At 69.4% G+C, this 24,400-nt stretch carries 21 protein-coding genes and 1 pseudogene; 11 read left to right on the forward strand and 11 right to left on the reverse strand.

Annotated features, from left to right (window positions below):
- Nucleotides 1-10: 10 nt before the first annotated feature.
- The gene (locus CQ393_RS15535) at nucleotides 11-265 is read right to left on the reverse strand and encodes an accessory factor UbiK family protein (protein ID WP_055773016.1); all 255 of its coding nucleotides are present in this window, start codon (nucleotides 263-265) and stop codon (nucleotides 11-13) included.
- A 176-nt stretch (nucleotides 266-441) separates the two neighbouring features.
- On the opposite strand from CQ393_RS15535, the gene CQ393_RS15540 reads away from it, so the two are divergent.
- Together CQ393_RS15540 and CQ393_RS15545 are read left to right on the forward strand one after the other, a co-directional pair.
- Nucleotides 442-780, forward strand: a complete 339-nt coding sequence (locus CQ393_RS15540) for a P-II family nitrogen regulator (protein WP_054662546.1) — start codon at nucleotides 442-444, stop codon at nucleotides 778-780.
- Between the two features lie 3 nt (nucleotides 781-783).
- Complete coding sequence (locus CQ393_RS15545; protein WP_153192777.1) at nucleotides 784-1,152, forward strand: DUF6404 family protein; 369 nt, start codon at nucleotides 784-786, stop codon at nucleotides 1,150-1,152.
- A 290-nt stretch (nucleotides 1,153-1,442) separates the two neighbouring features.
- On the opposite strand, the gene speE is transcribed toward CQ393_RS15545, so the two are convergent.
- The gene (gene speE, locus CQ393_RS15550; RefSeq protein WP_153192779.1) at nucleotides 1,443-2,300 is read right to left on the reverse strand and encodes a polyamine aminopropyltransferase; all 858 of its coding nucleotides are present in this window, start codon (nucleotides 2,298-2,300) and stop codon (nucleotides 1,443-1,445) included.
- Between the two features lie 247 nt (nucleotides 2,301-2,547).
- Between speE and speA the strand changes: the two genes are divergently transcribed.
- Together speA and CQ393_RS15560 are read left to right on the forward strand one after the other, a co-directional pair.
- Entirely contained in the window at nucleotides 2,548-4,437 is a 1,890-nt protein-coding gene (speA, locus tag CQ393_RS15555; protein WP_153192781.1) for an arginine decarboxylase, read from the forward strand.
- A gap of 320 nt (nucleotides 4,438-4,757) precedes the next feature.
- Nucleotides 4,758-5,918 carry a GGDEF domain-containing protein gene (locus CQ393_RS15560; protein WP_153192782.1) on the forward strand — a complete coding sequence of 387 codons (1,161 nt, stop codon included), beginning with the start codon at nucleotides 4,758-4,760 and terminating at the stop codon, nucleotides 5,916-5,918.
- 35 nt (nucleotides 5,919-5,953) lie between these two features.
- Here CQ393_RS15560 and CQ393_RS15565 read toward each other — a convergent pair whose 3' ends face one another.
- The 4 genes from CQ393_RS15565 to radC form a co-directional block, all read right to left on the reverse strand.
- Entirely contained in the window at nucleotides 5,954-6,706 is a 753-nt protein-coding gene (locus CQ393_RS15565) for an SDR family NAD(P)-dependent oxidoreductase (RefSeq protein WP_153192784.1), read from the reverse strand.
- A 550-nt stretch (nucleotides 6,707-7,256) separates the two neighbouring features.
- Nucleotides 7,257-8,120, reverse strand: coding sequence for an SPOR domain-containing protein (locus CQ393_RS15570; RefSeq protein WP_153192786.1), 864 nt, complete (start codon nucleotides 8,118-8,120; stop codon nucleotides 7,257-7,259).
- A 19-nt stretch (nucleotides 8,121-8,139) separates the two neighbouring features.
- Nucleotides 8,140-9,828, reverse strand: coding sequence for an arginine--tRNA ligase (gene argS, locus CQ393_RS15575; protein WP_343199998.1), 1,689 nt, complete (start codon nucleotides 9,826-9,828; stop codon nucleotides 8,140-8,142).
- A gap of 253 nt (nucleotides 9,829-10,081) precedes the next feature.
- Nucleotides 10,082-10,756 carry a DNA repair protein RadC gene (radC, locus tag CQ393_RS15580; RefSeq protein WP_153192790.1) on the reverse strand — a complete coding sequence of 225 codons (675 nt, stop codon included), beginning with the start codon at nucleotides 10,754-10,756 and terminating at the stop codon, nucleotides 10,082-10,084.
- 94 nt (nucleotides 10,757-10,850) lie between these two features.
- On the opposite strand from radC, the gene coaBC reads away from it, so the two are divergent.
- From coaBC to CQ393_RS15595, 3 genes are read left to right on the forward strand one after another with little or no spacing between them, the layout of a single operon-like run.
- Nucleotides 10,851-12,104 (forward strand): bifunctional phosphopantothenoylcysteine decarboxylase/phosphopantothenate--cysteine ligase CoaBC, encoded by a 1,254-nt coding sequence (gene coaBC, locus CQ393_RS15585; protein ID WP_343199999.1) that lies wholly within the window; start codon nucleotides 10,851-10,853, stop codon nucleotides 12,102-12,104.
- The gene (gene dut, locus CQ393_RS15590; protein WP_153192793.1) at nucleotides 12,101-12,571 is read left to right on the forward strand and encodes a dUTP diphosphatase; all 471 of its coding nucleotides are present in this window, start codon (nucleotides 12,101-12,103) and stop codon (nucleotides 12,569-12,571) included. The genes coaBC and dut overlap by 4 nt, the downstream gene beginning before the upstream one ends.
- A gap of 15 nt (nucleotides 12,572-12,586) precedes the next feature.
- A complete protein-coding gene (locus CQ393_RS15595; RefSeq protein ID WP_153192794.1) occupies nucleotides 12,587-14,935 on the forward strand; it encodes a phosphomannomutase/phosphoglucomutase in 2,349 nt (782 codons plus the stop codon).
- A 615-nt stretch (nucleotides 14,936-15,550) separates the two neighbouring features.
- On the opposite strand, the pseudogene CQ393_RS15600 reads toward CQ393_RS15595, so the two are convergent.
- The 3 genes and pseudogenes from CQ393_RS15600 to pyrE all read right to left on the reverse strand — a co-directional run.
- Nucleotides 15,551-15,766 (reverse strand): annotated as a pseudogene (locus tag CQ393_RS15600) (hypothetical protein); the annotation flags it as partial.
- An 11-nt stretch (nucleotides 15,767-15,777) separates the two neighbouring features.
- Nucleotides 15,778-16,410, reverse strand: coding sequence for a hypothetical protein (locus CQ393_RS15605; RefSeq protein WP_153192813.1), 633 nt, complete (start codon nucleotides 16,408-16,410; stop codon nucleotides 15,778-15,780).
- A 75-nt stretch (nucleotides 16,411-16,485) separates the two neighbouring features.
- Entirely contained in the window at nucleotides 16,486-17,145 is a 660-nt protein-coding gene (gene pyrE / locus CQ393_RS15610; RefSeq protein WP_153192796.1) for an orotate phosphoribosyltransferase, read from the reverse strand.
- Between the two features lie 110 nt (nucleotides 17,146-17,255).
- Between pyrE and CQ393_RS15615 the strand changes: the two genes are divergently transcribed.
- The 3 genes from CQ393_RS15615 (at nucleotide 17,256) to CQ393_RS15625 (ending at nucleotide 19,788) form a co-directional block, all read left to right on the forward strand.
- Nucleotides 17,256-18,071 (forward strand): exodeoxyribonuclease III, encoded by an 816-nt coding sequence (locus CQ393_RS15615; RefSeq protein WP_153192798.1) that lies wholly within the window; start codon nucleotides 17,256-17,258, stop codon nucleotides 18,069-18,071.
- 41 nt (nucleotides 18,072-18,112) lie between these two features.
- Nucleotides 18,113-19,444: an MFS transporter gene (locus CQ393_RS15620; protein ID WP_153192815.1), complete on the forward strand. Its 1,332-nt coding sequence runs from the start codon at nucleotides 18,113-18,115 to the stop codon at nucleotides 19,442-19,444.
- 113 nt (nucleotides 19,445-19,557) lie between these two features.
- The gene (locus CQ393_RS15625) at nucleotides 19,558-19,788 is read left to right on the forward strand and encodes a hypothetical protein (RefSeq protein ID WP_153192800.1); all 231 of its coding nucleotides are present in this window, start codon (nucleotides 19,558-19,560) and stop codon (nucleotides 19,786-19,788) included.
- Nucleotides 19,789-20,019: 231 nt separating this feature from the next.
- On the opposite strand, the gene CQ393_RS15630 is transcribed toward CQ393_RS15625, so the two are convergent.
- Together CQ393_RS15630 and CQ393_RS15635 are read right to left on the reverse strand one after the other, a co-directional pair.
- Nucleotides 20,020-21,144 (reverse strand): anhydro-N-acetylmuramic acid kinase, encoded by a 1,125-nt coding sequence (locus CQ393_RS15630; protein ID WP_153192802.1) that lies wholly within the window; start codon nucleotides 21,142-21,144, stop codon nucleotides 20,020-20,022.
- Nucleotides 21,145-21,219: 75 nt separating this feature from the next.
- A complete protein-coding gene (locus CQ393_RS15635) occupies nucleotides 21,220-22,671 on the reverse strand; it encodes a peptidoglycan DD-metalloendopeptidase family protein (RefSeq protein ID WP_153192804.1) in 1,452 nt (483 codons plus the stop codon).
- A gap of 162 nt (nucleotides 22,672-22,833) precedes the next feature.
- On the opposite strand from CQ393_RS15635, the gene tyrS reads away from it, so the two are divergent.
- Nucleotides 22,834-24,045, forward strand: a complete 1,212-nt coding sequence (tyrS, locus tag CQ393_RS15640; RefSeq protein WP_343200000.1) for a tyrosine--tRNA ligase — start codon at nucleotides 22,834-22,836, stop codon at nucleotides 24,043-24,045.
- The last annotated feature ends 355 nt before the right edge of the window (nucleotides 24,046-24,400 follow it).

The following is a 24,400-nucleotide window of genomic DNA, read 5'->3' on the forward strand; positions in this document are numbered from 1 at the left end:
GGCCGGCGCCTCAGGCGTCGCTGGCGGGACGCTTTTCCAGTGCGGCGACGGCCTGTTCCAGCGCGTCCAGCTTCTCGCGGGTGCGCAGCAGCACGGCGCGCTGCACCTCGAACTCCTCGCGGGTGACCAGGTCCAGCCTGGCCAGGCCGGCCTGCAGCGCGCTCTTGAAGGTGGCCTGCAGTTCCTCGCGCGATTCGCGCAGTCCTGGCGGCACCAGGTCGCTCAGGCGGCGGGCCAGCGCATCGATGTGGTTCAGGTCGATCATGGGAAGTCTCCGCAGGGCAGGCTGGCAGGTTAGGCGCCGCCCGCAACCGCGGCCATCGGGCTCTGTTGCGTAGGGAGGTAAGGATAATCCCTTGGTGCCTGCGGCGGCACACCGGCCTGCCCGGCCGGGGCCGGGCAGGCTATCCTTCCACCGGCACACCGACAGGGAAACGACCGATGAAAATGATCATGGCCATCGTCAAGCCGTTCAAACTGGACGACGTGCGCGAGGCGCTCGCCGAACGTGGCGTGGCCGGCATCACGGTCACCGAGGTCAAGGGATTCGGCCGGCAGAAGGGCCATACCGAGCTGTACCGCGGCGCCGAGTACGTGGTCGATTTCCTGCCCAAGGTGAAGATCGAGGTGGCGGTCACCGACGCCCAGGCCGACGAGGTGGTGGAAGCCATCGTCAAGGCCGCCGGCACCGGCAAGATCGGCGACGGCAAGGTGTTCGTCTACGACCTGGGCAGCGTGGTGCGCATCCGCACCGGCGAGCTCGACGCCGACGCGCTCTGATTCATGGCCGCCACTGACGGGGACTTCGACCGGCGCCTGCAGCGGGCGCTCGTGCTGCTGGACGGCAAGGGCCTGCCACGCGGTACATCCGCGCCGCTGCTGTACCGGTTGCTGTGGAAGCTCGGCTTCCGCGTGCCGCCGCCGCCGATGGCGGGCTTCGCGCCCACCGCCCTGTTGACCGGCGCCTTCTTCGGGCCGGTGTGGGGCCTGGTGATGTGGTTGATGATGTGGCGCCGTTCGCAGATGCCGGCGGGCATGGCGCTGCTGGCGGCGGTGCTGGCCGGCGTGCTGTTCGGCCTGACGATGGGGCTGTACGGGCGCTGGAGCGCGCGCCGGCGCGGCATCCCGCTCTGGCGCGATTTCCAGGGCTGACCACGAACGGCCGCGACGGGTGTTGCCCGGCGCGAACGTGGAAACCGAGAATCGGCGTGCCCCGGATGTCGGCGCATGCCGTGCAGCGGGTTTGTCGGGGTTGCGGCTTCGTGATCCAAGGAATCCGCCCTCGCCGGGTGAGGTCATGGCAACCGGTCGCCACGAGAGGCGGCAATGAAAAAGCGGCAGGGCAGTCGTTTTCATCACGAAGCCGCCCGCAGGGTTGCACCCATCCCTGTGCGCCAGAAAAACCCCGCGTCGCCGCGGGGTTTTTCTGGCGAAGGCCGGACTTACTCTCCCAGCGCCTTGGCCACGAAGGGCGGGCTGACCAGCACGCCGGTGTGCAGCGGGGCGGTGTAGTACAGCGTGTCGAACGGCTTGGCGGCGGCGTCGGCCTGGCGGAAGCCGAAGCCGAAACCGGCCTGCTTGCTGGCCACGGTCACCGACCACCAGCCGGTCGGGTAGCACGGCTGCGGGAACGGCAGGGTCTTGAACGACTGGAAGCCGGCCTTGCCCATTTCCGCACGCATGTCCTTGATCAGGTCCAGCAGGGCCAGCGGCGACTCGCTCTGCTGCACCAGCAGGCCATCGTCCTTCAGGGCGCGGAAGCAGCTCTCGAAGAAGGCCTTGTTGAACAGGCCTTCGGCCGGGCCGACCGGGTCGGTGGAGTCCACGATCACCACGTCCACGCTGCCCGGGGCGCAGTTGGCCATGTAGGCCACGCCGTCGTCGAACAGCAGTTCGGCGCGGGCGTCGCCGTTGGATTCGCACAGTTCCGGGAAATGCTTCTCGGCCATGCGCGTGACCTGCTCGTCGATGTCGCACTGGGTGGCGCTTTCCACGCCCGGGTGCTTGAGCACCTCGCGCAGGGTGCCGCAGTCGCCGCCGCCGATGATCACCACGCGCTTGGGCGCCGGGTGGGTGAACAGCACCGGGTGGCTGATCATCTCGTGGTAGAAGAAGTTGTCCCTGGAGGTCAGCATCATGGCGCCGTCGATGACCATCAGCTTGCCCCAGTCGGTGCTGTCGTAGATCTCGATCTTCTGGAACGGCGACTGCACCTCATCCAGCTTGCCGGTGATGCGGAAACCGATGGCAGAGCCGGTCGGCTGGAAGTGTTCGATGAACCAGTTCTCGTTGGTGGTCATGGCGATGCTCCTGGGAGGAAGGGCTGTTCCTTCTCCCCCCGGGAGAAGGTGGCGCGAAGCGCCGGATGAGGGTGCGGGCGAAGCCTCGTGCAATCAAACACCGTGAGGCTTCGCCCGTACCCTCACCCCAACCCCTCTCCCGGTGGGAGAGGGGCCTGAAGGCGCGGGCGCGGATTGTAACGGACCCTTGCCCCGCAGGCGTTAGAATGCGCGCCATTCTTATCCACAGCCGAGAGTTGCTACGCCGATGAGCGATTGGTCCCTCGACCAGGCCCGCAAGACCTATTCGATCCCGCACTGGTCCGACGGTTATTTCGACGTCGATGCCGCCGGGCACGTCGTGGTGCGCCCCACCGGCGCGCAGGGGCCGGCCGTGTCGCTGCCTGAAATCGTCGATTCGGCCCGCGCCGCCGGCGCCAAGCTGCCGCTGCTGGTGCGTTTCCCGGACATCCTCGGCCAGCGCCTGGGCAAGCTGCAGGCGGCGTTCGCCCAGGCCCAGCGCGACTGGGACTACGCCGGCGGCTATACCGCCGTGTACCCGATCAAGGTCAACCAGCACCGCGGCGTGGCCGGCACCCTGGCCAGCCACCACGGCGAGGGCTTCGGCCTGGAGGCCGGTTCCAAGCCCGAGCTGATGGCCGTGCTGGCGCTGTCGCGCCCGGGCGGGCTGATCGTCTGCAACGGCTACAAGGACCGCGAGTACATCCGCCTGGCGCTGATCGGCCGCAAGCTGGGCCTGCAGACCTTCATCGTCATCGAGAAGCCCTCCGAGCTGAAGCTGGTGCTGGAGGAATCCAGGGCGCTGGACGTGAAGCCGGGCCTGGGCGTGCGCATGCGCCTGGCCTCGTTGGGCGCGGGCAAGTGGCAGAACAGCGGCGGCGACAAGGCCAAGTTCGGGCTGTCGCCGCGGCAGCTGCTGGACCTGTGGAAGTCGCTGCGCGACACCGAATACGCCGACTGCCTGAACCTGCTGCACTTCCACATGGGCAGCCAGATCAGCAACGTGCGCGACATCGCCAACGGCATGCGCGAGGCCACCCGCTACTTCGTCGAGCTGTCGCGGCTGGGCGCGAAGATCAGCCACGTGGACGTCGGCGGCGGCCTGGGCATCGACTACGAAGGCACCCGCTCGCGCAGCTACTGCTCGATCAACTACGGGCTCAACGCCTACGCCAGCAACATCGTGCAGCCGCTGGCCGAGGCCTGCGAGGCCAATGGCCTGCCGCAGCCGCGCATCGTCACCGAATGCGGCCGCGCGATGACCGCCCACCATGCGGTGCTGATCGCCAACGTGTCCGAGGTGGAGCAGGCGGCCGAAGGCCGCGTGCCGGAAGCGCACGACGACGAGCCGGCCGCCGTCCGCCACCTGCGCGAGATCCATGACGAACTGGACCAGCGCCCGGCGGTGGAGCTGTTCCAGGAAGCCCAGCATTTCCACGCCGAAGGCCTGAGCGCCTACGCCTTGGGCCAGATCGACCTGCCGCAGCGCGCGCGCATCGACGACCTGTTCTACGCCATCGCCAACGGCGTGCGCGCGCGCCTGAGCTATGACGAAAAGAGCCACCGCCCGGCGCTGGACGAACTGAACGACCGCCTGGTCGACAAGTACTTCGTCAATTTCAGCGTGTTCGAGTCGATCCCGGATGCCTGGGCGATCGACCAGGTGTTCCCGATCATGCCGATCGAGCGCATGGACGAGCGCCCGCAACGCCGCGGCGTGATCGCCGACATGACCTGCGACTCCGACGGCATGGTCAAGACCTATGTCGAGAACGAGAGCCTGGACAGCTCGCTGCCGCTGCATGCCGTGCGCCATGGCGAGAGCTACCGCATCGGCTTCTTCCTGGTCGGCGCCTACCAGGAGATCCTCGGCGACATCCACAACCTGTTCGGCGACACCGACGCGGTGGAAGTCACGGTCGATGGCGCCGGCTATCGCATCGCCCAGCAGCGCCGCGGCGACACCACCGACGTGATGCTCGACTACGTCGGCTACCGACTGGACGAACTGCGTGCGGCCTATCGCCAGCGCGTGGCTGCCGCCGACCTGCCGGCCGCGCGCGCGGCCGAACTGGATGCGGCGCTGGAAGCCGGCCTCACCGGCTATACCTACCTGTCGGACGAACCGCTGGGCTGAGCACCGCGGCGGCATGCGGCCCGGTCGATCAGGCGGCGGCGGAAGCCGCCGCCTTCGTGTCTGCCGTCCCTGCGTTCGCCCGCGTAACCCGCCGCCCATCGCGTGCGCGGCAACCGGGCGGATGCTGCGGGGCCATCCATGCCGCGCCGGGTTCCGGCTGCGTCGAATAGAGTGACGATAGTCGCAGAAGACTTGTAATGTCCGTCACATTGGGCCGATAGTGCGGCAGGGGAACGAAGGAAGCGGCATCCCATTCCGGGACAGGCCTGCCTGGCATGGATCGCGCTTACGTGTGGAAAGGCACAACAGGGGGTGCCCACATGCCGTACGAGATCGTCCATACGATCGGTTCAACCGTCTATTTCGTCTTCTTCCTGCTGTTCCTGTGGGTGCAGCGCACGCCGCGGATCAATCCCGGTGCCGGCTGGTGGGCCGTGGCGATGCTGTTCGCGCTGGCCGCGCGGCTGGCGCTCGTCGTCGTGTTCGACGACCGGAGCGGACATGACGCCGCGGTAGCGGTCTATGCCTCGATCAACGTGATCGAGAAGTTCTGCCTGGTGATGGGGCTGGTGCGCTTTTTCGAAGTGCCGGCGCGTCCACGCGGTTTCTGGATCGCGCTGCTGGTGATCGAGGCGTGGATCGTGCTGGCCTGGGCCGGCGGGATCTCGCCGCTGCTGCGCGATGGCGGAGTGGCGCTGTTCAATGCCGTTTTCCAGGTCTATGCCGGCTGGGCCGTATGGAGCCGGCGGCAGCTGCTGGCGCCGCGGCTGCTGTCGATCACCGCCTCGGCCAGCCTGCTGCTGGCGCTGCACTGGGCCACGTTCCCGTTCATGGCGCGCATGCCGGACTGGCTCACCCAGGGCTTCATGATCGGTACGGCGCTGGCGCTGACGCAGTACTTCTCGTTGCTGGCCGCGGTGTTGCTGAGTTTCCAGAAACGCCTGCTGGAAGCCGAGTCGCGCGCGCTGGACATGGCCTTCCAGGATCCGCTGACCGGCCTGAGCAACCAGCGCTACATGCGCACGCTGTTCGAGAATGCGCTGATCCTGGCCCATCGCCCGCATCAGCTGGCCGCGGTGATCTACATCGACGTCGACAACTTCAAGCCGGTCAACGACCGCGCCGGCCACCGGGTCGGCGACGAGGTGCTCAAGCGACTGGCCGCGCGGCTGCGCCAGTCCACGCGCAGCACCGACATCTGCGCCCGCATCGGCGGCGACGAGTTCGTCGCCATCTGCACCCAGCTGGAGGATGCGGACCATGCCCACAGCATCGCGCAGAAGCTGCTGCGCGAGTTCACCGCGCCGCTGCTGGTGGAGGGACGCGAGTACGTACTGGGCGCGAGCATCGGCGTCAGCCTGTATCCGCTGCACGGCGATACGCTGGGCGACCTGCTGGAGTGCGCGGACCGGGCCATGTACCAGATCAAGGGCGGCGGCAAGAACGGCTACCGCATCCACGCCGGCGAAGCGCCTGCCTGAAGGGCGTCGCGCCGCCCGCTTGCCGAGCGGGCGCGTCAGCTTTCGCGCGCGACCTGGAAACCGGCGAACGACTGGCTGACCGGCATCAGTTCCAGGCGGTTGACGTTCAGGTGCGGCGGCAGGCTGGCGACCCAGAAGATCTGCTCGGCGATGTCCTGCGCGGTCATCGGGTTGGCGCCCTTGTAGAGCTGGTCCGAGGCGGCCTGGTTGCCATGGGTGCGCACCAGGGTGAACTCGGTCTCGGCCATGCCCGGCTCGATCGCGGTCACGCGCACGCCGGTGCCATGCAGGTCGGCGCGCAGGCCCAGCGAGAACTGGCTGACGAAGGCCTTGGTGCCGCCGTAGGCGTTGCCGCCCGGATACGGGTAGATCGCGGCGGTGGAGCTGATGTTGATGATCGCGCCGCGGCGCTCGATCAGCTGTGGCAGCAGGCGGTGGGTGAGGGTGACCAGCGCGGTGATGTTGGTGTCGATCATCGTGCGCCAGTCTTCCAGGCTGGCATGCTGGGCGGCGGCGGTACCCTGCGCCAGCCCGGCGTTGTTGACCAGCAGGTCGATGCCGCGGAACGCCGGCGGCAGCGCGGCCAGCGCCGCGTCCATCGCCGCGGCGTCGCGCATGTCGAAGGCGGCGGCATGCACCCGCTCGGCGCCGAATTCGTCCACCAGCGGCTGCAGGCGTGCGGCACGGCGGCCGGTGGCGACCACCTTCCAGCCGGCCGTGGCGAAGCGGCGTGCGGCGGCGGCGCCGAAACCGGACGTGGCGCCGGTGATCAGGACGGTCTTGGACATAGGGCAGGCTCCGTGTGCGGGGACCGGGAATTCTCGCACCTTCGCCGGACGCGGGAATCGCTGGGCACGCGGAGACGCAGGAGCAACTCCAGCCATGACCGGCTTCCCCGTAGGAGCGGCTTCAGCCGCGAAGGGGCTTTCCCCCGGAACCCAGTGCGGCAGCGCCTGCATCTACGTAGGCAGATTTCGGCAAAGCCCCATCGCGGCTGAAGCCGCTCCTACGAGGGCTTGCTGGAGCAACAGCCCCTTGAATCAAGGGCGCACCCACAGGCGCTGGGGTATGGGGATAACAGGCGCGGGACCCAAGGATTGCTTCGTAAATCGTTGGGTGATGCACCGCCAAGCGGCACTACTGCCAACCATCGCGACTGAAGTCGCTCCTACGCAGTGGGATCCCAAGGGGGCATCCAGAACGCATGCAGCCCACCCACCGAAGAAACAGCCCCCTTGAGTCAAGGGGCGCGCCGACAGGCGCGGGGTTGTGGGGATAACGGGCACGGGGCCCAAAGTTTGTTTCACAAACTTTGGGGTGAAGCCGCCATAGGCGACTTCACTGCGCCTTTATGGCCATGGCCTGCAGGCCGCTGCCATTGAGCTTGGCCTTGGCCTCGGCCAGTTCGCCGGCGGTGCCGTAGGGCCCCATGCGCACGCGGTAGACGGTATTGCCGTTGATCTGCGCCGATTCCACGCGTGCGGCCAGGCCCATCATCGCCAGCTTGGCCTTGGTCGCCTCGGCATCGCCGGAAGCGCCGAAGGCGCCCGCCTGGAGGATGTAGCGGACGTTGTCGCTGGTTGCGGCGGTTGCCGCAGGTGCCGGTTCTGGCCGCTTCGGCGCGGCATCCGCCGCCGCTGTCGTTGCCGGCGGGGTGGTGGCGGCCACAGCGGTGCGGGCGGGCGCGCCTTCGCTGGCTGCCGTCGGGCGGGGAGCTTCGTTGACCGGCGCGGGCAGCGGTGCGGCGGTCGGCGGTACCGGACGGCCTTCCAGCGCGGCCTGCGCGCGCTGGGCTTCGCTGGCCTGCGCCGTACGCGCGGCCTGGGCGCGACGCTGCTCTTCGGCCCGGGCGCTGGCGGCCAGTTCGGCATCGGACATCTGCACTTCCTTGCCTGGCAGCAGGGTGTAGAAGTCGTACTGGGTCGCGGCCGGCTTGTCCGCCGGCGTCGCGCCGTCGCGCCCGGCCGGACGCGGCAGGTCCGCGCCGGCATCGATGTCGGCATCGGCGACCGGCGCCGGCTGCGCATCGGGATTGGGCTGCGGGCCTGCCCGCAGGAAACCGTCGCCGTCCTTCTTGAACAGGTTCGGGGCGGCCAGGAACGCCACCGCCGCGATCGCCGCACCGGCGACCAGCCATACCCAGCCGGGCGTGCCGTTGCCGCTGTTGCGCCGGGCCTGGTTCTTGCCGCGTCGTGCTGCCATTTCTGCCACTTCTCCTTGCTTACATCTTTTCCGGTGCGCTCACGCCCAGCAGGCCCAGGCCGTTGGCGAGCGTCTGGCGGGCTGCGCAGGCAAGGGCGAGCCGGGCGTTGCGTGCGGCGGCATCGTCCACCAGCACCGGCGTCCCGTGATACCACGTGTGGAAGGCGTGCGCCAATTCACGCAGGTACTGCGCGACCAGGTGCGGTTCCAGCGAAGTGCCGGCGGCCTCGACCACTTCCGGGTAACGCGAGATCTCGTTCATCAGCTCCAGCGACGCCGCGTCGTCCAGCTGCGCCAGCGTGGCCAGCCCCTGCGCCTGGTCGACCTCCAGTCCCTTCTCCTGCGCCTGGCGCAGCAGCGAGCAGACGCGCGCATGGGCGTACTGCACGTAGAACACCGGGTTGTCGTTGCTCTGCTGGCGGGCCAGGTCGATGTCGAAGGTCAGCTGCGAATCGGGCTTGCGCGCGATCAGGAACCAGCGCACGGCATCGCTGCCGACTTCGTCGATCAGGTCGCGCAGGGTCAGGTAGCTGCCGGCGCGCTTGGACAGCTTCACTTCCTCGCCGCCGCGCATCACCGTCACCATCTGGTGCAGCACGTATTCCGGCCAGCCCTGCGGGATGCCCACGCCCAGCGCCTGCAGGCCGGCGCGCACGCGCGCCAGCGAGCCGTGGTGATCGGCGCCCAGCTCGGTGATGGCGCGCTCGTAGCCGCGCTGCCACTTGCTCAGGTGGTAGGCCACGTCCGGCAGGAAGTAGGTATAGGTGCCGTCGGACTTGCGCATCACGCGGTCCTTGTCGTCACCGAAGTCGGTGCTGCGCAGCCACAGCGCGCCGCCTTCCTCGTAGGTATGGCCCGAGGCGATCAGCTGGTCCACCGCCTCGGCGACCTTGCCGTCCTTGTACAGCGAGCTTTCCAGGAAGTAGATGTCGAAATCCACGCCGAACGCGGCCAGGTCCTGGTTCTGCTCGTTGCGCAGGTAGGCCACGGCGAAGCGGCGGATGGCGTCGATGTCCCCGGCATCGCCGGCGCCGACCACCTGGCTGCCTTCCAGTTCGACGGTCTGGCCGAGCAGGTAGGCCTTGGCGACGTCGGCGATGTACTCGCCGTTGTAGGCCTCGGCGGGCCACTGTTCGTCGCCCGGCTTGACGCCGCGCGCGCGCGCCTGCACCGAGCGGGCCAGGTTCTCGATCTGCACGCCGGCGTCGTTGTAGTAGAACTCGCGCTTGGCGTTCCAGCCGTTGGCTTCCAGCACGCGCGCGATGCAGTCGCCGATGGCGCCGGCGCGGCCGTGGCCGACGTGCAGCGGGCCGGTTGGGTTGGCCGAGACGTATTCGACGCCGACGCTGCGGCCGTTGCCGCCCAGGTTGCGGCCGTAGTCGGCACCCTCGCGCAGCACGCTGGCCGTCTCGCGCTGGAAGGCCACCGGTGCCAGCTTGAAGTTGATGAAGCCCGGACCGGCGATCTCGACGCTGGCGACGTCGTCGCTGGGCGGCAGCGCGGACACCAGTGCCTGCGCCACGGCGCGCGGGTTGCTGCGCGCGGCCTTGGCCAGCAGCATCGCGGCATTGGTGGCGAAGTCGCCGTGCTCGCGGGTCTTGGGCCGTTCGACCACGAAATCCGGCGGCAGGGTGTCGGCAGGCAGAGTGCCGTTGGCGCGCAAGGCTTCGATGCCTTGGCCGATCAGGGCGCGGAGTAGGGATTTCACGTGACTGTCTGCTTGGAGCGCGGAACTGCGCATTTTACCCGACCGGCGGGGTGGCTGCTCCCGGGGCCGGGACGGCGGTCAGCGAAGTCAACGCGGAGTGCAGGACCGGGTTGCGGACCGCATCGGGGAGGAGGACGCGCGTGGCGGCTGGCATGCATCTCCCCCGCCCGTGGTGCCGGCCCGCCGCCACCGGCCTGGCCCGCAGCGCTCCGCTGAAGGACCGTGGCCGGGGCAAACCGGCACCGCGCCGCTGCTACATCCAGCCGCGGGCGGCAAGCGACACGGGCAGGCCGTCGCCGATGACGAAATGGTCCAGCAGCCGGACCTGCACCAGGGACAGGGCGTCGCGCAGGCGCAGGGTGACGGCGCGGTCGGCCGTGGAGGGCTCGGCACTGCCTGAAGGGTGGTTGTGGCCCACGATGACCGCCGCGGCGTTGTGGGCCAAGGCCCGGCGTACGAGCTCGCGCGGGTACACCTCGGCGCTGTCGATGGTGCCGCGGAACAGTTCCTCGAAGGCCAGCGCCCGGTGCCGGGTGTCCAGGAACAGGGCCGCGAAGACCTCGTGGGGCTGGGGCCGCAGCCGCTGGACGAAATAGCGGCCGGCCGAGTCCGGGTCGGTCAGGGTGGTGCCCCGCGCCAGGTCCGACGCCAGATGGCGCTGGCCCAGCTCCAGTGCCGCGACCAGCCGGCAGGCGCGGGCCGGGCCGAGCCCCGGCACCCGCATCAGTTCGCGCGCGCCCCGGTCCATCAGCTGCCGCAGCGACCCGTGCGCGTGCAGCATCTCGCGCGCGGTCCGTATCGCATCCTGGCCGGGCAGGCCCGAGCCCAGGAAGATCGCCAGCAGTTCCGCGTCGGAAAGGGCGCGGGCCCCGTGTACCAGCAGCTTTTCGCGGGGACGTTCGGAGTTGGGCCAGTGGCGGATGTGCATGGCTGCAAGGTGACTGCGAACCGTGCGCAAGGTAATAAGTCGCCACGGACCCTTCGGGTAAGCTAAAGATTCTTGTGCAGGTAGGATTTCCCAAGTGACCGGCTTTCCCCACAGTGTCCATGCGCCGTCCCGGCCGCTGGACGGACAGAAGCTGCTGCTGTGCGTCGGCGGCGGCATCGCCGCCTACAAATCGCTGGAACTGGTGCGCCGTCTGCGCGACGCCGGCGCCGGTGTGCAGGTGGCGATGACCGACGGCGCCCAGCAGTTCGTCACGCCGCTGAGCTTCCAGGCCCTGTCCGGGCAGCCGGTCCGCACCACGCTGTGGGACAGCGCCGCCGAGCAGGCGATGGGCCATATCGAACTGGCGCGCTGGGCCGACCGCGTGGTCATCGCGCCGGCCACCGCCGACCTGCTGGCGCGGCTGGCGCACGGCCATGCCGACGATCTGGTCAGCACGTTGTGCTTGGCCACGACCGCGCCGCTGACGGTGTGCCCGGCGATGAACCACCGCATGTGGCTGCACCCGGCCACGCAGGCCAACATCGCGCTGCTGCGCGGACGCGGCGTGCAGGTGATCGGCCCCGAGGACGGCCCGCTGGCCGAGGGCGAATCCGGCCCGGGCCGGCTGAGCGAGCCGGACGTCATCGTCGCCGCGCTGGCCGGCAACCTGGCGCCGGCGGCGCCAACCACGCCGGACCGGCTGCAGGGCATGCGGGTGCTGATCAGCGCCGGCCCCACCTACGAGGACCTGGACCCGGTGCGCTACGTCGGCAACCGCTCCAGCGGCAAGATGGGCTATTCGCTGGCCGCCGCCGCCGCGCGCCGCGGTGCGCAGGTGGTGCTGGTCAGCGGGCCGGTGCAACTGCCGACGCCGCCCGGCGTGCAGCGGGTGGACGTGCGTTCGGCCGCGCAGATGCGCGAGGCGGTGCTGGCCGCGCTGCCGGCCGACATCTACATCGGCGCCGCCGCGGTGGCCGACTACACGCCGCGCCAGGTCTCGCAGCAGAAGCTGAAGAAGACCGCCGGCAGCCAGACCCTGACGCTGGAACTGGTGCGCACTCCGGACATCCTGGCCGAGGTGGCCGCGCAGGAGCAGGTGCTGAAGCTGGTGGTCGGCTTCGCCGCCGAGACCCACGACGTGGAGAAATACGCGCGCGGCAAGCTCGCCGACAAGCACCTGGACCTGATCGTCGCCAACCAGGTCGGCATCCCCGGCGGCGGCTTCGAGAGCGACCAGAACGCGGCCACCGCCTACTGGAACGACGGCCACCGCGAATTCCCCGGTACCGCCAAGACGCAGCTGGCCGAACAGCTGCTGGACCTGATCGCCGAGAGGTTGGACGCATGAATACGGACGCATTGCAGCCCCTGCAGGTGAAGCTGCTGGACCCCCGCTTCGGCGACGCCTGGCCGCTGCCGGGCTACGCCACCGAGGCCAGCGCCGGCATGGACCTGCGCGCGGCGATCGAGGCGCCGATGACGCTCGAGCCCGGCGACGCCGCGCTGCTGCCCAGCGGCATCGCCATCCACATCGCCGATCCCGGCCTGTGCGCGGTGGTGTTGCCGCGCTCGGGCCTGGGCCACCGCCACGGCATCGTACTGGGCAACGGCACCGGCCTGATCGACGCCGACTACCAGGGGCCGCTGCTGATCAGCGTCTGGAACCGCGGCCGCGAGTCCTTCACCATCGAACCGGGCGACCGCATCGCGCAGCTGGTGGTCATGCCGATCGCGCGGGTGGCCTTGCAGGTGGTGGACACTTTCGTCGACAGTGCGCGTGGAACGGGTGGATTCGGCCACACCGGAGTGCGCTGACAGGGGAAACGCACGATGAGCCAAGGGAACGAAAGCCGGCGCCCGGGCGTCGCGCTGGGCCGCTCGACGCCATTGCTGGCGGTTCTGCTGGCGCTGCTGGCCGGCTGGTTCGGCTGGAGCGCCTTCGAGCAGTGGCGGCAGGCCGATACCGGTGCCCGGCTGGAGCAGGCGCGCGACCAGGCGGTGGACGACCTGCACAAGGCCATCGCCGCGCAGGCCGCGCAGTTCGCCCGGCAGCTCGAGCTGGAACCGGTCAAGGCGGCGCTGGCAGGGGGCGACGCCGCCGTCGCCGCGGCCGCGCTGCGCGAGAAATGGAACGGCGTGGACGATGCGCAGGTCCTCGACGGCGCGCTGTCCGATGCCTATGCCGACCCCGCCGCGTTCGGTTATTCGCGGCTGGCCCTGCTGGAACTGGCGATGAGCCAGGGCAGGCCGGTCGCGCGCGTGGTGCGCGACGGCAACGGGCCGCGCCTGGGCCTGGCCGCGCCGGTGCGGTTGCGGGACCGGTCCGCGGTCGCCTACGTGCGCCAGCCGCTGACCCGGCTGTCGGCCGTGTTCGACGGGCTGGAGTCGCCGGATCCGGCCTTCCTCGGCCTGCGCCAGGGCGGCTACACCGTGCTGCAGAAGGGCGATGCCGCGCTGGGCAATGGCGCCGACGCGCTGGCCCGGCCGGTGGCCGATACCGGCCTGCGCGTGGTGGCCGCCGTGCCGGACGCGGTCGAAGGCCCGCTGGGACTCGGCATGGTGGCCTGCGCGGTGGTCGCGGCGCTGATGCTGGCGACGGCGGTGCTGCTGCTGGTCGGCCGCAAGCGCCTGCGCCTGCCGGCGCTGCGCCGCACCGGCGAACCGACGGTCGCCGACGACGGCGTCACCCTGAGCGAAGCGCTGGCGCAGGAACCGCTGCCGGTGGCGGCGGTGCGCGAACGCGACGCCGGGGAGGCGCCCGCCTCCGTCGAAGCGGACATCGCCGCGGTGGTTCCGGGCATTTTCCGCGCCTACGACATCCGCGGCGTGGTCGGCAGCGAACTGACCCCGGCCGTGGCCGCGCTGATCGGCCAGGCCATCGGCAGCGCCATGCAGGAGCAGGGACTGCGCGACGTGGTGGTCGGCCGCGACGGCCGGCTGTCCGGCCCGGAACTGTCCGCGGCGCTGATCGAGGGCCTGCGCCGCGCCGGCTGCGAGGTCATCGACATCGGCCTGGCGCCGACCCCGGTGGTGTACTTCGCCGCCTACCACCTGCGCGCCGGCAGCTGCGTGGCGGTGACCGGCAGCCACAACCCGCCGGACTATAACGGTTTCAAGATCGTCATCGGCGGCGAGACGCTGTCCGGCGAGGCGATCACCGACCTGTACCGGCGCATCGCCGAGGGCCGCCTGCAGCGCGCCGACATGCCGGGCGGGCTGCAGCAGCGCGAGGTCGTCGCCGACTACGTGCAGCGCATCGCCGACGACGTGCAGCTGGACCGCCCGCTCAAGGTGGTGGCCGATGCCGGCAACGGCGTCGCCGGCGCGGTCGCGCCGCAGCTGCTGGAAGCCATCGGCGCCGAGGTGATCCCGCTGTACTGCGACGTGGACGGGCAGTTCCCCAACCACCACCCGGACCCGAGCGAGCCGCACAACCTCGAGGACCTGGTGCAGATGGTCCAGCGTTTCGGCGCCGACCTCGGCGTGGCCTTCGATGGCGACGGCGACCGGCTCGGCGTGGTGACGAAGGAAGGCAGGATCGTGTTCGCCGACCGCCTGCTGATGCTGTTCGCCGCCGACGTGCTGGCGCGCAACCCGGGCGCGATGGTGATCTACGACGTCAAGTGCACCGGCAAGCTGTCCGACTACATCCTGCGCAACGGCGGCAGCCCGATGATGTGGAAGACCGGGCACTCGCTGATCAAGGCGCGCATGCGCGAGACCGACGCCGAACTGGCCGGCGAGATGAGCGGCCACTTTTTCTTCAAGGAGCGCTGGTACGGCTTCGACGATGGCCTGTACGCGGCCGCGCGCCTGCTGGAGATCCTCGCCCAGCGCGAGGACGAGCCGTCCGAGGTGTTCGACGAACTGCCCGACGCCGTCTCCACGCCGGAGCTGAAGGTGGCGGTGGCCGAAGGCACCCAGCACGCGCAGGTGGCGCTGGTCGTGGCGGCGGCGCAGGCCGTGGATTCGCCGTTCGCCGGCGCCCGCCTCTCCACCATCGACGGCCTGCGCGCCGACTTCAGCGATGGCTGGGGCCTGGTGCGCGCCTCCAACACCACGCCGGTGCTGGTGCTGCGTTTCGAGGCGGACGACGAGGCCGCGCTGGAGCGGATCAAGGCGCTGTTCCGCGAACAGCTGCGGCAGGTGCTGCCGGCGGAAACCGAACTGGGCTTCTGATCGGCGTGTCGTCGCGCATCCGGAGGCCGTCCGTGCCGTGCGCGGGCGGCCTTTCTGTTGAGGAGCGATGCTTCCTCAGAGCCGGGTGACGTGCCGGCTGCGTTCTTTCGGCGGATGCTTGTGCTATCAGCAGGCGTTGCCGATCTTCCGGCCCAGGTGGCCGCGCAGTTCCGCACTTGGGTGCCGCTCCGCCGCGTCCGGGCCGCCGTACACATCGCCTTGGCGCCGTCGCCGGCCTCGTTGGTGGACGTCATCATGTAACGCCCCTGCATCCGATGCTGGCCGGGTGCCACCGACACCGGGGGTAACGGAGGGAGCCATGCGCGAGGCTGTCACGGCATGCGCCCGATCGTGGAAGTCTCGCCCGGCATCGCAGGGAACCGACCGGCAGCGCGTGTCGCCCTTGCGCGGGTGCACGCGTATACGGACGCTTGAGACGAAGCCCGCCAGCAGGGGCCAGCCTCGCAATGGCTTCGATCACGGAAAGATCGGACTGGAGAACGGTGGGCCAGACGGTCCGAGGCCGGCGTCGCGCATCCGGCTGGCGGGAGCCAGCGCCGGACCAGCGCGCCGGATCGATCCAACGCCGTGGCGCGCGCGCGTGAAGCGGCGCGCTCACCCCTGCGGCGGTGCAGCCGTGTCCGTGGGCGCGGCGATGCCCTTGAGTTCGCTGTAGCGGGTCAGGGTTTCGGCAATCTCCACGTCCAGCGCCTTGCGCTGCTGCTCGAAGACGGCCTGCAGCCGCAATTGGGCGAGCAGTTCGGCGTGGCACTGGCGGATGTCGCCGGCCTGCTTGTCGGAGACCTTCTGCCCGGCCAGTTCGCGGTCGCCAAGCGGCGCGCTCACCCCTGCGGCGGCGCAGCCGTGTCCGTGGGCATGGCGATGCCCTTGAGTTCGCGGTAGCGGGTCAGGGTTTCGGCGATCTCCACGTCCAGCGCCTTGCGCTGCTGCTCGAAGGCGGCCTGCAGCCGCAGTTGGGCGAGCAGTTCGGCGTGGCGCTGGCGGATGTCGCCGGCCTGCTTGTCGGAGACCTTCTGCCCGGCCAGTTCGCGGTCGCCGGCGGTGGACAGCTGGGTGGCCAGCGCCTCGCGCAGGCTGGCCACGTTGTAGACCGCGGTCTTGATGTTGTTGTCGACGATGGCCGCGCGCTCGTTGAACACGCGCCGCAGCGCGTCCTCGCTGCCATAGGTGGACAGCATCGCCTGCTCGGTGCGCCGGCGGGTCTCGGTCGCCGCCTCGTCCACCTGCGCCTGCGCCGCCGCGAGCTCGGCGTCGGCGCGTTCCTCGGCGGTGAGCGCACGCTGCACCTCGGCGCTGCGCAGGCCGCTGCGCGCGCTGAACTCCTGGCGCGCGCTGTTGACGGCTTCCGGCGGCAGGGTATCCGAACAGACCCGCTCGCCGCGGGCGTTGTCCCAGCAGTACAGCTTCTTGCCGGTATCGGCCGGCTTGTTCTGCGCCAACGCCAGCGGCGGCATCGCCAGCGCGGCCAGCGCCAGCAGCATGCCCGCACCGGCGATGGACGGATTCGGCCTCATGGCAGCCCCCTGCGGTCAGCCCGTTGGATTGCTTCCGTAACGGGCCCGGTAGGCCAGCAACGGTTCGCGGTAGCCGACAAGTTCCGGGTTCCCGGAGGCGAATGCAAGCAGGTCGGCCAGGTTGGCCACGGCGATCACCGGGATGCCGGTCTCGGCGGCCACGGCCTGAGCGGCGGAGCGGGGGTCGTCCTCCGAGGCGATCTCCTGGCGGTCCAGCGCCACCACGATGCCGGCGGGGATGCCGCCCGCGGCGCGGATGATGGCCAGCGCCTCGCGGATGGCGGTGCCGGCGGTGATCACGTCGTCGACGATCAGGATGCGCCTGCCGGCCATGTCGGCGCCGATCAGGCTGCCGCCCTCACCGTGGTCCTTGGCTTCCTTGCGGTTGAAGGTCAGCGGCAGGTTGCGGCCGCGGTGCGAGAACTCGCAGGCGATGGCGGTGGCCAGCGGGATGCCCTTGTAGGCCGGGCCGAACAGCTGGTCGAAGGCGACCCCGGAGGATTCGACCGCGTCAGCGTAGCAGTTGCCCAGCTGGGCCAGCGCCAGACCGGTGTCGAAACGGCCGGCGTTGAAGAAATAGGGGCTTACCCGGCCGGACTTGAGGGTGAACTGGCCGAAGCGGAGGGCGTCGGCGTTCAGCGCCAGCTGCAGGAAGCGGGAACGGTGGTCACTCATGTAATGCGCTTTCTTGTCGTCTATAGAAGGCGTCTAGGGTAAAGCATGGCTTCGGGGAATGCTGGCGCGGGCGGTATGCTGTGCCGGTCCCGGCCTGTCAGTGGTTCTCAATGCGCATCATCAGTTTCAACGCCAACGGCATCCGTTCGGCCACCACCAAGGGGTTTGCCGGATGGTTCGCCCGGCAGCAGGCCGACGTGCTGTGCATCCAGGAGACCAAGGCGCAGGAGTCGCAGCTGGCCGATCCCCTGTTCCGCCCCGACGGCCACCACTGCTTCTACCGCGACGCCGTCACCAAGAAGGGCTACAGCGGGGTGGCGATCTGGAGCCGGCGCGAGCCGGACGAGGTGCGCACCGAACTGGGCTGGGCGCCGTTCGACGACGAAGGCCGCTACATCGAGGCGCGTTTCGGCAACCTGAGCGTGGTCTCCTTCTATATCCCGTCCGGTTCCTCGGGCGACCTGCGCCAGGGGTTCAAGTTCGAGGTGATGGAGTGGCTGCGGCCGATCCTCGCCCAGTGGCTGGCCAGCGGCCGCGACTACGTGCTGTGCGGGGACTGGAACATCGTGCGCACCGCGCTGGACATCAAAAACTGGAAATCCAACCAGAAGAATTCCGGCTGCCTGCCGGCCGAGCGCGACTGGCTCAACGGCCTGTGCGCCGACCTGCCCGGCGACCATGACCCGGCCGGCGGCCGCGGCTGGGTGGATGCCTACCGCGCGCTGCACCCGCAAGGCCAGGACTACACCTGGTGGAGCAACCGCGGCGCCGCGCGCGCCAACAACGTCGGTTGGCGCATCGACTACCAGTTCGTCACGCCCGGCCTGCGCGAACGCCTGCGCGGCTGCTCGATCTACCGCGACGAGCGTTTCTCCGACCACGCGCCGTTCATCGTGGACTACGACACCGCGGACTACGGCCTGTGAGCGAGACCGCAGTGAAGCGCCGCCAGGGCTGGCGGGAGGTGATGGGCAACCTGCGCCAGCGGAAAGTGCTGGCGATGCTGCTGCTGGGCTTCAGTTCCGGGCTGCCGATCTACCTGGTCGGCAACACGCTCGGGTTCTGGATGCGCAAGGAAGGCATCGAGCTGGACACCATCGGCTTCCTGTCGTGGGTCGGCCTGGCGTACTCGATGAAGTTCCTGTGGGCGCCGATCGTAGACAAGACCGACGTGCCGCTGCTGGGACGCCTGTTCGGGCGGCGTCGCGGCTGGATGCTGCTGTCGCAGCTGTTCGCGGCGGTGGCGCTGGTGGGCATGGCGCTGGTGCAGCCCAAGGGCGGCCACATCCTCGTGCTGGGCATGGCCATGGAGCACCTGCTGGTGTTCGGCGTGCTGGCGACCGTGGTCGCCTTCGCCTCGGCGACGCAGGACATCGTCATCGACGCCTGGCGCATCGAGGTGGCCGACAACAGCGAGCAGCTCGGCCTGCTGACCGCTTCTTCGGCGCTGGGTTACCGCACCGCGCTGCTGGTCACCGATGCGCTGATCCTGATCATCGCCGCGCGCGTGGGCTGGCAGGTGTCCTACGAGATCATGGCGGCGCTGATGGGCCTGGGCGTGGCCGCGGTGGTGCTGGCGCGCGAGCCGGCGCGGGCGGTGGTCGCCGTGCACGAGCAGGCCGCGCGCCTGTGGACGCCGCGCGGCCTGTTCGACGCGGTGGTCGGCCCGTTCGTGATGTTCTTCCGCGAATACCGCAGCGGCGCGCTGCTGATCCTGGCGGCGATCAGCATCTACCGCATGGCCGACTTCGTGATGGGGCCGATGGCCAACCCGTTCTACGTGGATCTCGGCCTGGACGAGGACACGGTCGGCGCGGTGCGCGGCTCGGTCGGCCTGGTGGCGACCTTCTTCGGCATCGCCCTGGCCGGCGTGATCTCGGTGCGCTGGGGGGTGATGGCCGCGCTGCTGGTCGGCGCCATCCTCGGCCCGTGTTCGAACCTTGCGTTCGCGTGGCTGGCCTACGTCGGGCCGGGCAAGCTGGAGTTCGCCGTCGCCATGGCGGTGGACAACCTGTCCAGCGGCTTCGCCGGCACCGCGTTGATCGCCTACATGTCCAGCCTGACCAGCATCGGCTACACCGCCACCCAGTACGCGCTGCTCAGCTCGTTCTACGCCATGCCGGGCAAGGCGCTGAAGGGCTTTTCGGGCGTGACCGTGCAGCACCTGGCGCAGGGCCGCACCCTGCTGGAAGGCTATGCGCTGTTCTTCATCGGCACCGCCCTGCTGGCGATTCCCGTGCTGCTGCTGTGCCTGGCGCTGGCGGCGATGCAGGCGCGCAGGGCGACCGTACCCGACTGAATGCGGCAAGGGCGGATGGATCGCCGGAATCTCCATCCGCCAGCCGTTGAATCCGGTCACCGCCTCGCCGATGATGCGGGCGGGGGGATCCGCTGCACTGCTGGCGGAATGACATGGCCGGCGTGATCTTGCGGGATGTCGACCCGCTGCTGCTCGAACGCATCCGCCGCCTCGCGGTGGCGCGCGGCTGGACCCGCGAACATACCTGCCTGGCGCTGCTCGAACAGGGCCTGTTCGCCGGCGAACACGAAATGAGCCACGGCTTCGAGCATCCGGAAGTGGATGTGCTGTCCGAAGCCATCCATGCTTTGCAGGCGCTGCCCGCCGGTGCGGAGTTCGGTTGAGCGCACTTCCGGCATAGGTTGCGGCTGCGCTCCCCGACGCTTCGACGTTCAAGTGAGCGTCTACGCGCCGATGCCTTGGTTTTCGAGCAGACGTCCATCGGTGAGGTAACCTCGACCTGCTGGGCTTCCGTAGATGCGGGACTTGCCCCGCATGGAGCCTTCCCGGCGAAACCTGTGCCGAGCATGCCCGACACTTGCCGCAGCGAATAGGTCGGGCGACACCCCAGCGTTTCAGGCCGGATGGATCGCGCCAAGGATCCGCGGTCCGCACGCGCCGCTGACGCTGGGCAGGTTGCCCGGGCGCCCGGCCAGGGTCTCGCGCGCCAGCCAGGCGAAGCCCATCGCTTCCATGTAATCGGGGTCGAGCCCGAACGCGGCGCTGGAGACCACCTCCACCCCAGGCAGGCGCACGCCTATGCGCTGCAGCAGGTGCGGATTGCGCGCGCCGCCGCCGCAGACCAGCAGCCGCTTCACCTCGGGCAGGTGCGCCAGCAGCGCATCGGCGACCGTGGCGGCGGTGAGTTCGGCGAGCGTGGCCTGCACATCGGCCGGTGCCGGCGGTTCGCCGTCGATCCGCGCGTCCACCCAGTCCAGGTGGAACTGCTCGCGCCCGGTGCTCTTGGGCGGCGGCAGCGCGAACCAGGCATCGTCCAGCAGCCGCGCCAGCAGCGTCGCGTCCACCCGCCCGCTGGCGGAGAAGGCGCCGCCGGCGTCGAACGCGGTGCCGAGATGGCGCTGGCACCAGCCGTCCAGCAGCGCGTTGGCCGGGCCGGTATCGAAGCCGCGCAGGCTGCCGTCGCGGGCGAGCAGGCTCAGGTTGGCGATGCCGCCCAGATTGAGCACCGCCCGGTCCTCGCTGGCGCTGCCGAGCATCGCCAGGTGGAACGCCGGCATCAGTGGCGCCCCGTGTCCACCAGCGGCCACGTCGCGGCGGCGGAAGTCGGCCACCGTGGTGACGCCGGTCAGTTCGGCGATGCGGTTGGCGTCGCCTATCTGCCAGGTGAAAGCGGGCTCAGAGGTGGGCCGGTGGCGGATGGTCTGCCCGTGCGAGCCGATCGCGCGTACCTGCGCGCGGTCGATGCCGGCCCGTTCCAGCAGGCCGTTGGCGGCGGCGGCGAAGGCGATGCCGACCTCGGCGTCCAGTTGCCCGAGCGCGTCCAGCGACGCTGGTTCGGCGCCCTGGCCCAGCGCGACCAGCGCGGCGCGGGTTTCCGCCTTCCAGCCGAAGGTGTGCCCGTGCACGAACCGGCAGCCGCCTTCGACCGGGAACTGCACCAGCGCGGCATCAATGCCGTCGGCGCTGGTGCCGGACATCAGGCCGAGGAACAGGGGCAGCTGCGGATCGACGGGGGTCATGCGGAGGCCGGAAAGAAGAAGGGCAGGGAAGCTTCGAGGCTCCCTGCCCTGGTCGTCAATGCGGCCGGGCCGCGGTCAGCCGCGCTTGTTGCGGGCCGTCGGGGCCGCGGCGGTGGCCGTGGTGGTGGGTTTGCCCTTGCCGGCATCGGCGTAGATCAGTTCCTCCATGCCCTGGATGCGCGCCATCGCCGGCGAGGTCTGGGCGCGGAACGCGGCCAGCTCGGCGCCCTTGAGCGGCTCCGGCGGCGGCATGGTCACCGACAGCGGATTGCGGTGCTGGCCGTCGACGCGGAATTCGTAGTGCAGGTGCGGGCCGGTCGCCATGCCGGTGGAGCCGACGTAGCCGATCACCGTGCCCTGGTTCACGCGCTGCCCGGTCTTAATGTTGCCGAAGCGCGACATGTGCCCGTACAGCGTGGTGTAGCCGCGGCCGTGGTCGAGGATCACCACGTTGCCGTAGCCGCGCTGGGTGCCGGCGAACTGCACGCGGGCGTCGCCGGCGGCCATGATCGGCGTGCCGGTGCCGGCCGCGTAGTCCACGCCCTTGTGCATGCGCATGGTGCCAAGGATGGGATGGCGCCGCGAACCGAAGGTGGAACTCAGCCGCGCGAACGGGATCGGCATGCGGATGAAGCTCTTCTTCAGCGGCCGGCCGTTGAGGTCGAAGTACTCGGCCTTGCCGCCGCGCTCGAAGCGGAAGCCGGTGTAGGTCTTGCCGCCGGTGCTGAAGGTCGCCGCCAGGATCTTGCTGGTGTCGATGCGCTCGCCTTCGCGCCAGGTCTCGTCCATGACCACGCTGAAGCGGTCGCCCGGCTGCACGTCCTTGGAGAAATCGATGTCGTACTTGAAGATCTCGTCGGTCATCGTGTTGATGGCCGAAGGCGACAGCCCGGCCTTCATCGCTGAGGCGTAGAGCGAACTGCGGATCTCGCCGCTGGCCACCACGGTGCGGGTCGTGGTGACGCGCTCCAGCACCTTCTCGCGGATCTGCTCGCCCTGCAGCGACAGCTCCACGCGGTGGCTGGGATCGCGGTCGAAGCGGATGGTGCGCAGCTGCCCGTTCACCGGCAGGTCGAAGGCGATCTCGGCGCCCGGGCGGAGCCGGGTCAGCGCCTCGCGGGTGCCGGGGTGGTCCAGCAGCCGGTGCATCACCGTCGCCGGCACGCCGGCCACTTCGAACAGGTCGCTCAGGGTCTGGCCGCGTTCCACCCGCAGGATCTGCCAGCTGTCGCCCGGGGTTTCGCTGCGCCGGGCAAGCGGGATCGGCGGCAGCGGCAGGGCCAGGGTCGAATGCGCCGACGGCAGCGGCGCGTCGATGGCATTGGAGAAGCCCGGCACGATGGTCGCGGCCAGTGCGCCGATGGTGGCGAACAGGCTGGCGTGGATCCAGTGGCGGCGGGTCCAGCGCTCGTTGAACGCGGCCGGCAGATGTTGCTTGAGCTTCCGATGCAGGGCGATGTCGTGCAGGACGTGAAGTCTTTCCTGGAAGCGCTGCTTGCGCGCCTGGCCGTGATCGGATTGGGACATCGCTCGGTTCTCTGGCCGGCCCGGATCGCGGGCCCAAACGCGGGTAACATAGTCACCCTTCAATACCGCGTCAAACCATTGAGCCGCATGGCTTTTTGATGAATTGGGCGGTTAACCTGCAATTAACACCCCATGTCTGACGGCGAAGCCGGGAGTTCTAGCGTGTCCTCGATTGATGAAGCCCTTGCCCTGATCGGCCGCGGTGCCGATGAAATCCTCAAGGTGGATGACCTGCGCCAGCGTCTGGAGAGCGGTCGTCCGCTGCGGGTCAAGGCCGGCTTCGACCCCACCGCCCCGGACCTGCACCTGGGCCACACCGTGCTGCTCAACAAGCTGCGCCAGTTCCAGGAACTCGGGCACCAGGTGATCTTCCTGATCGGCGACTTCACCGGCATGATCGGCGACCCCTCGGGCAAGAACGTCACCCGCAAGCCGCTCTCGCGCGAAGACGTGCTGGCCAACGCCCGCACCTACGAGGAGCAGGTGTTCAAGGTGCTCGACCGCGAGCGCACCGAGGTCCGCTTCAATTCCGAGTGGTTCGGGAAGATGGGCGCGGCCGACATGATCCGCCTGGCCGGCCAGCACACCGTGGCGCGCATGCTCGAACGCGACGATTTCGCCAAGCGCTACGCCGCCCAGCAGTCCATCGCCATCCACGAATTCCTCTATCCGCTGGTGCAGGGCTACGACTCGGTGGCGCTGGAGGCGGACGTCGAGCTCGGCGGCACCGACCAGAAGTTCAACCTGCTGATGGGCCGCGGCCTGCAGGAGCACTACGGCCAGAAGCCGCAGATCGTGCTGACCATGCCGCTGCTGGAAGGCCTGGACGGTGTCAACAAGATGTCCAAGTCGCTGGGCAATTACATCGGCATCAGCGAACCGGCCATCGACATCGTCACCAAGACCATGAAGATCGGCGACGACCTGATGTGGCGCTGGATCGACCTGCTGAGCTTCGACATTTCCATCGCCGAGGCGAAGCAGCTGCGTGCCGACGTCGAGGCCGGCGCGATCAATCCGCGCGAGATCAAGTTGCGCCTGGCGCGCGAACTGACCACCCGTTTCCACGATGCCGCCGCCGCCGAGCAGGCCATCGCTGGCTGGAATGCCGCGGTGACCGGGCAGGGTGACATCACCCAGCTGCCGCTGCAGGAAGTGGCGGTGCCGGCCGACGGCCTGCGCATCGGCGCCCTGCTGACCGCGGCCGGGCTCACGCCGAGCAACTCGGAGGCCTCGCGCAAGCTCAAGGAGCGCGCGGTGAAAGTGGACGGCAATGTCGTCGAGGATGCGCAGACGGTCCTGCAGCCGGGCTTCGAGGGCCTGCTGCAGGTGGGTAAGCGCACCTTCGCGCGCGTGCTGCTGGTCGCGGCCTGAAGTCATATCTATAGGTCGCCGGCAGGTGTGGCGCGGACGGCTGACTGAATGGAGGACTTCCGCCCTCCGGATTTCCTTCGCCGGCCCTTCACAAAACTGCAAAGAGGTCGCATACTCTCGCTCCTTCGCCGCCGACCCCGGTTGGCAGCGAAGGAAGCAGTTGAAGTCGCCCTCATCGAGGTGTTGACGGAAACGAAAAGGCTGCCATAATAGGCGGCTCGCTTCGCCGGAAGGCCCTTCGGGGTTGAGGATGAAGCAGCGGAGTCGGACCTCGAAACGAGGTGTTGACGAAGCGGAAAAGCCGGCTATAATGGGCGGCTCGCTGGACGGAAACGTCGCAGCCTACGAAGAAGGC

Source organism: Stenotrophomonas sp. MYb238, assembly GCF_009496535.1.
GTDB lineage: Bacteria > Pseudomonadota > Gammaproteobacteria > Xanthomonadales > Xanthomonadaceae > Stenotrophomonas.

Bases quoted from the DNA above. Each gene is read 5' to 3' on its own strand.
- CQ393_RS15535 (WP_055773016.1), bottom strand. From the start codon at position 265: ATGATCGACCTGAACCACATCGATGCGCTGGCCCGCCGCCTGAGCGAC.
- CQ393_RS15540 (WP_054662546.1), top strand. From the start codon at position 442: ATGAAAATGATCATGGCCATCGTCAAGCCGTTCAAACTGGACGACGTG.
- CQ393_RS15545 (WP_153192777.1), top strand. From the start codon at position 784: ATGGCCGCCACTGACGGGGACTTCGACCGGCGCCTGCAGCGGGCGCTC.
- speE (WP_153192779.1), bottom strand. From the start codon at position 2,300: ATGACCACCAACGAGAACTGGTTCATCGAACACTTCCAGCCGACCGGC.
- speA (WP_153192781.1), top strand. From the start codon at position 2,548: ATGAGCGATTGGTCCCTCGACCAGGCCCGCAAGACCTATTCGATCCCG.
- CQ393_RS15560 (WP_153192782.1), top strand. From the start codon at position 4,758: ATGCCGTACGAGATCGTCCATACGATCGGTTCAACCGTCTATTTCGTC.
- CQ393_RS15565 (WP_153192784.1), bottom strand. From the start codon at position 6,706: ATGTCCAAGACCGTCCTGATCACCGGCGCCACGTCCGGTTTCGGCGCC.
- CQ393_RS15570 (WP_153192786.1), bottom strand. From the start codon at position 8,120: ATGGCAGCACGACGCGGCAAGAACCAGGCCCGGCGCAACAGCGGCAAC.
- radC (WP_153192790.1), bottom strand. From the start codon at position 10,756: ATGCACATCCGCCACTGGCCCAACTCCGAACGTCCCCGCGAAAAGCTG.
- dut (WP_153192793.1), top strand. From the start codon at position 12,101: ATGAATACGGACGCATTGCAGCCCCTGCAGGTGAAGCTGCTGGACCCC.
- CQ393_RS15595 (WP_153192794.1), top strand. From the start codon at position 12,587: ATGAGCCAAGGGAACGAAAGCCGGCGCCCGGGCGTCGCGCTGGGCCGC.
- CQ393_RS15605 (WP_153192813.1), bottom strand. From the start codon at position 16,410: ATGCCGCCGCTGGCGTTGGCGCAGAACAAGCCGGCCGATACCGGCAAG.
- pyrE (WP_153192796.1), bottom strand. From the start codon at position 17,145: ATGAGTGACCACCGTTCCCGCTTCCTGCAGCTGGCGCTGAACGCCGAC.
- CQ393_RS15615 (WP_153192798.1), top strand. From the start codon at position 17,256: ATGCGCATCATCAGTTTCAACGCCAACGGCATCCGTTCGGCCACCACC.
- CQ393_RS15620 (WP_153192815.1), top strand. From the start codon at position 18,113: ATGGGCAACCTGCGCCAGCGGAAAGTGCTGGCGATGCTGCTGCTGGGC.
- CQ393_RS15625 (WP_153192800.1), top strand. From the start codon at position 19,558: ATGGCCGGCGTGATCTTGCGGGATGTCGACCCGCTGCTGCTCGAACGC.
- CQ393_RS15630 (WP_153192802.1), bottom strand. From the start codon at position 21,144: ATGACCCCCGTCGATCCGCAGCTGCCCCTGTTCCTCGGCCTGATGTCC.
- CQ393_RS15635 (WP_153192804.1), bottom strand. From the start codon at position 22,671: ATGTCCCAATCCGATCACGGCCAGGCGCGCAAGCAGCGCTTCCAGGAA.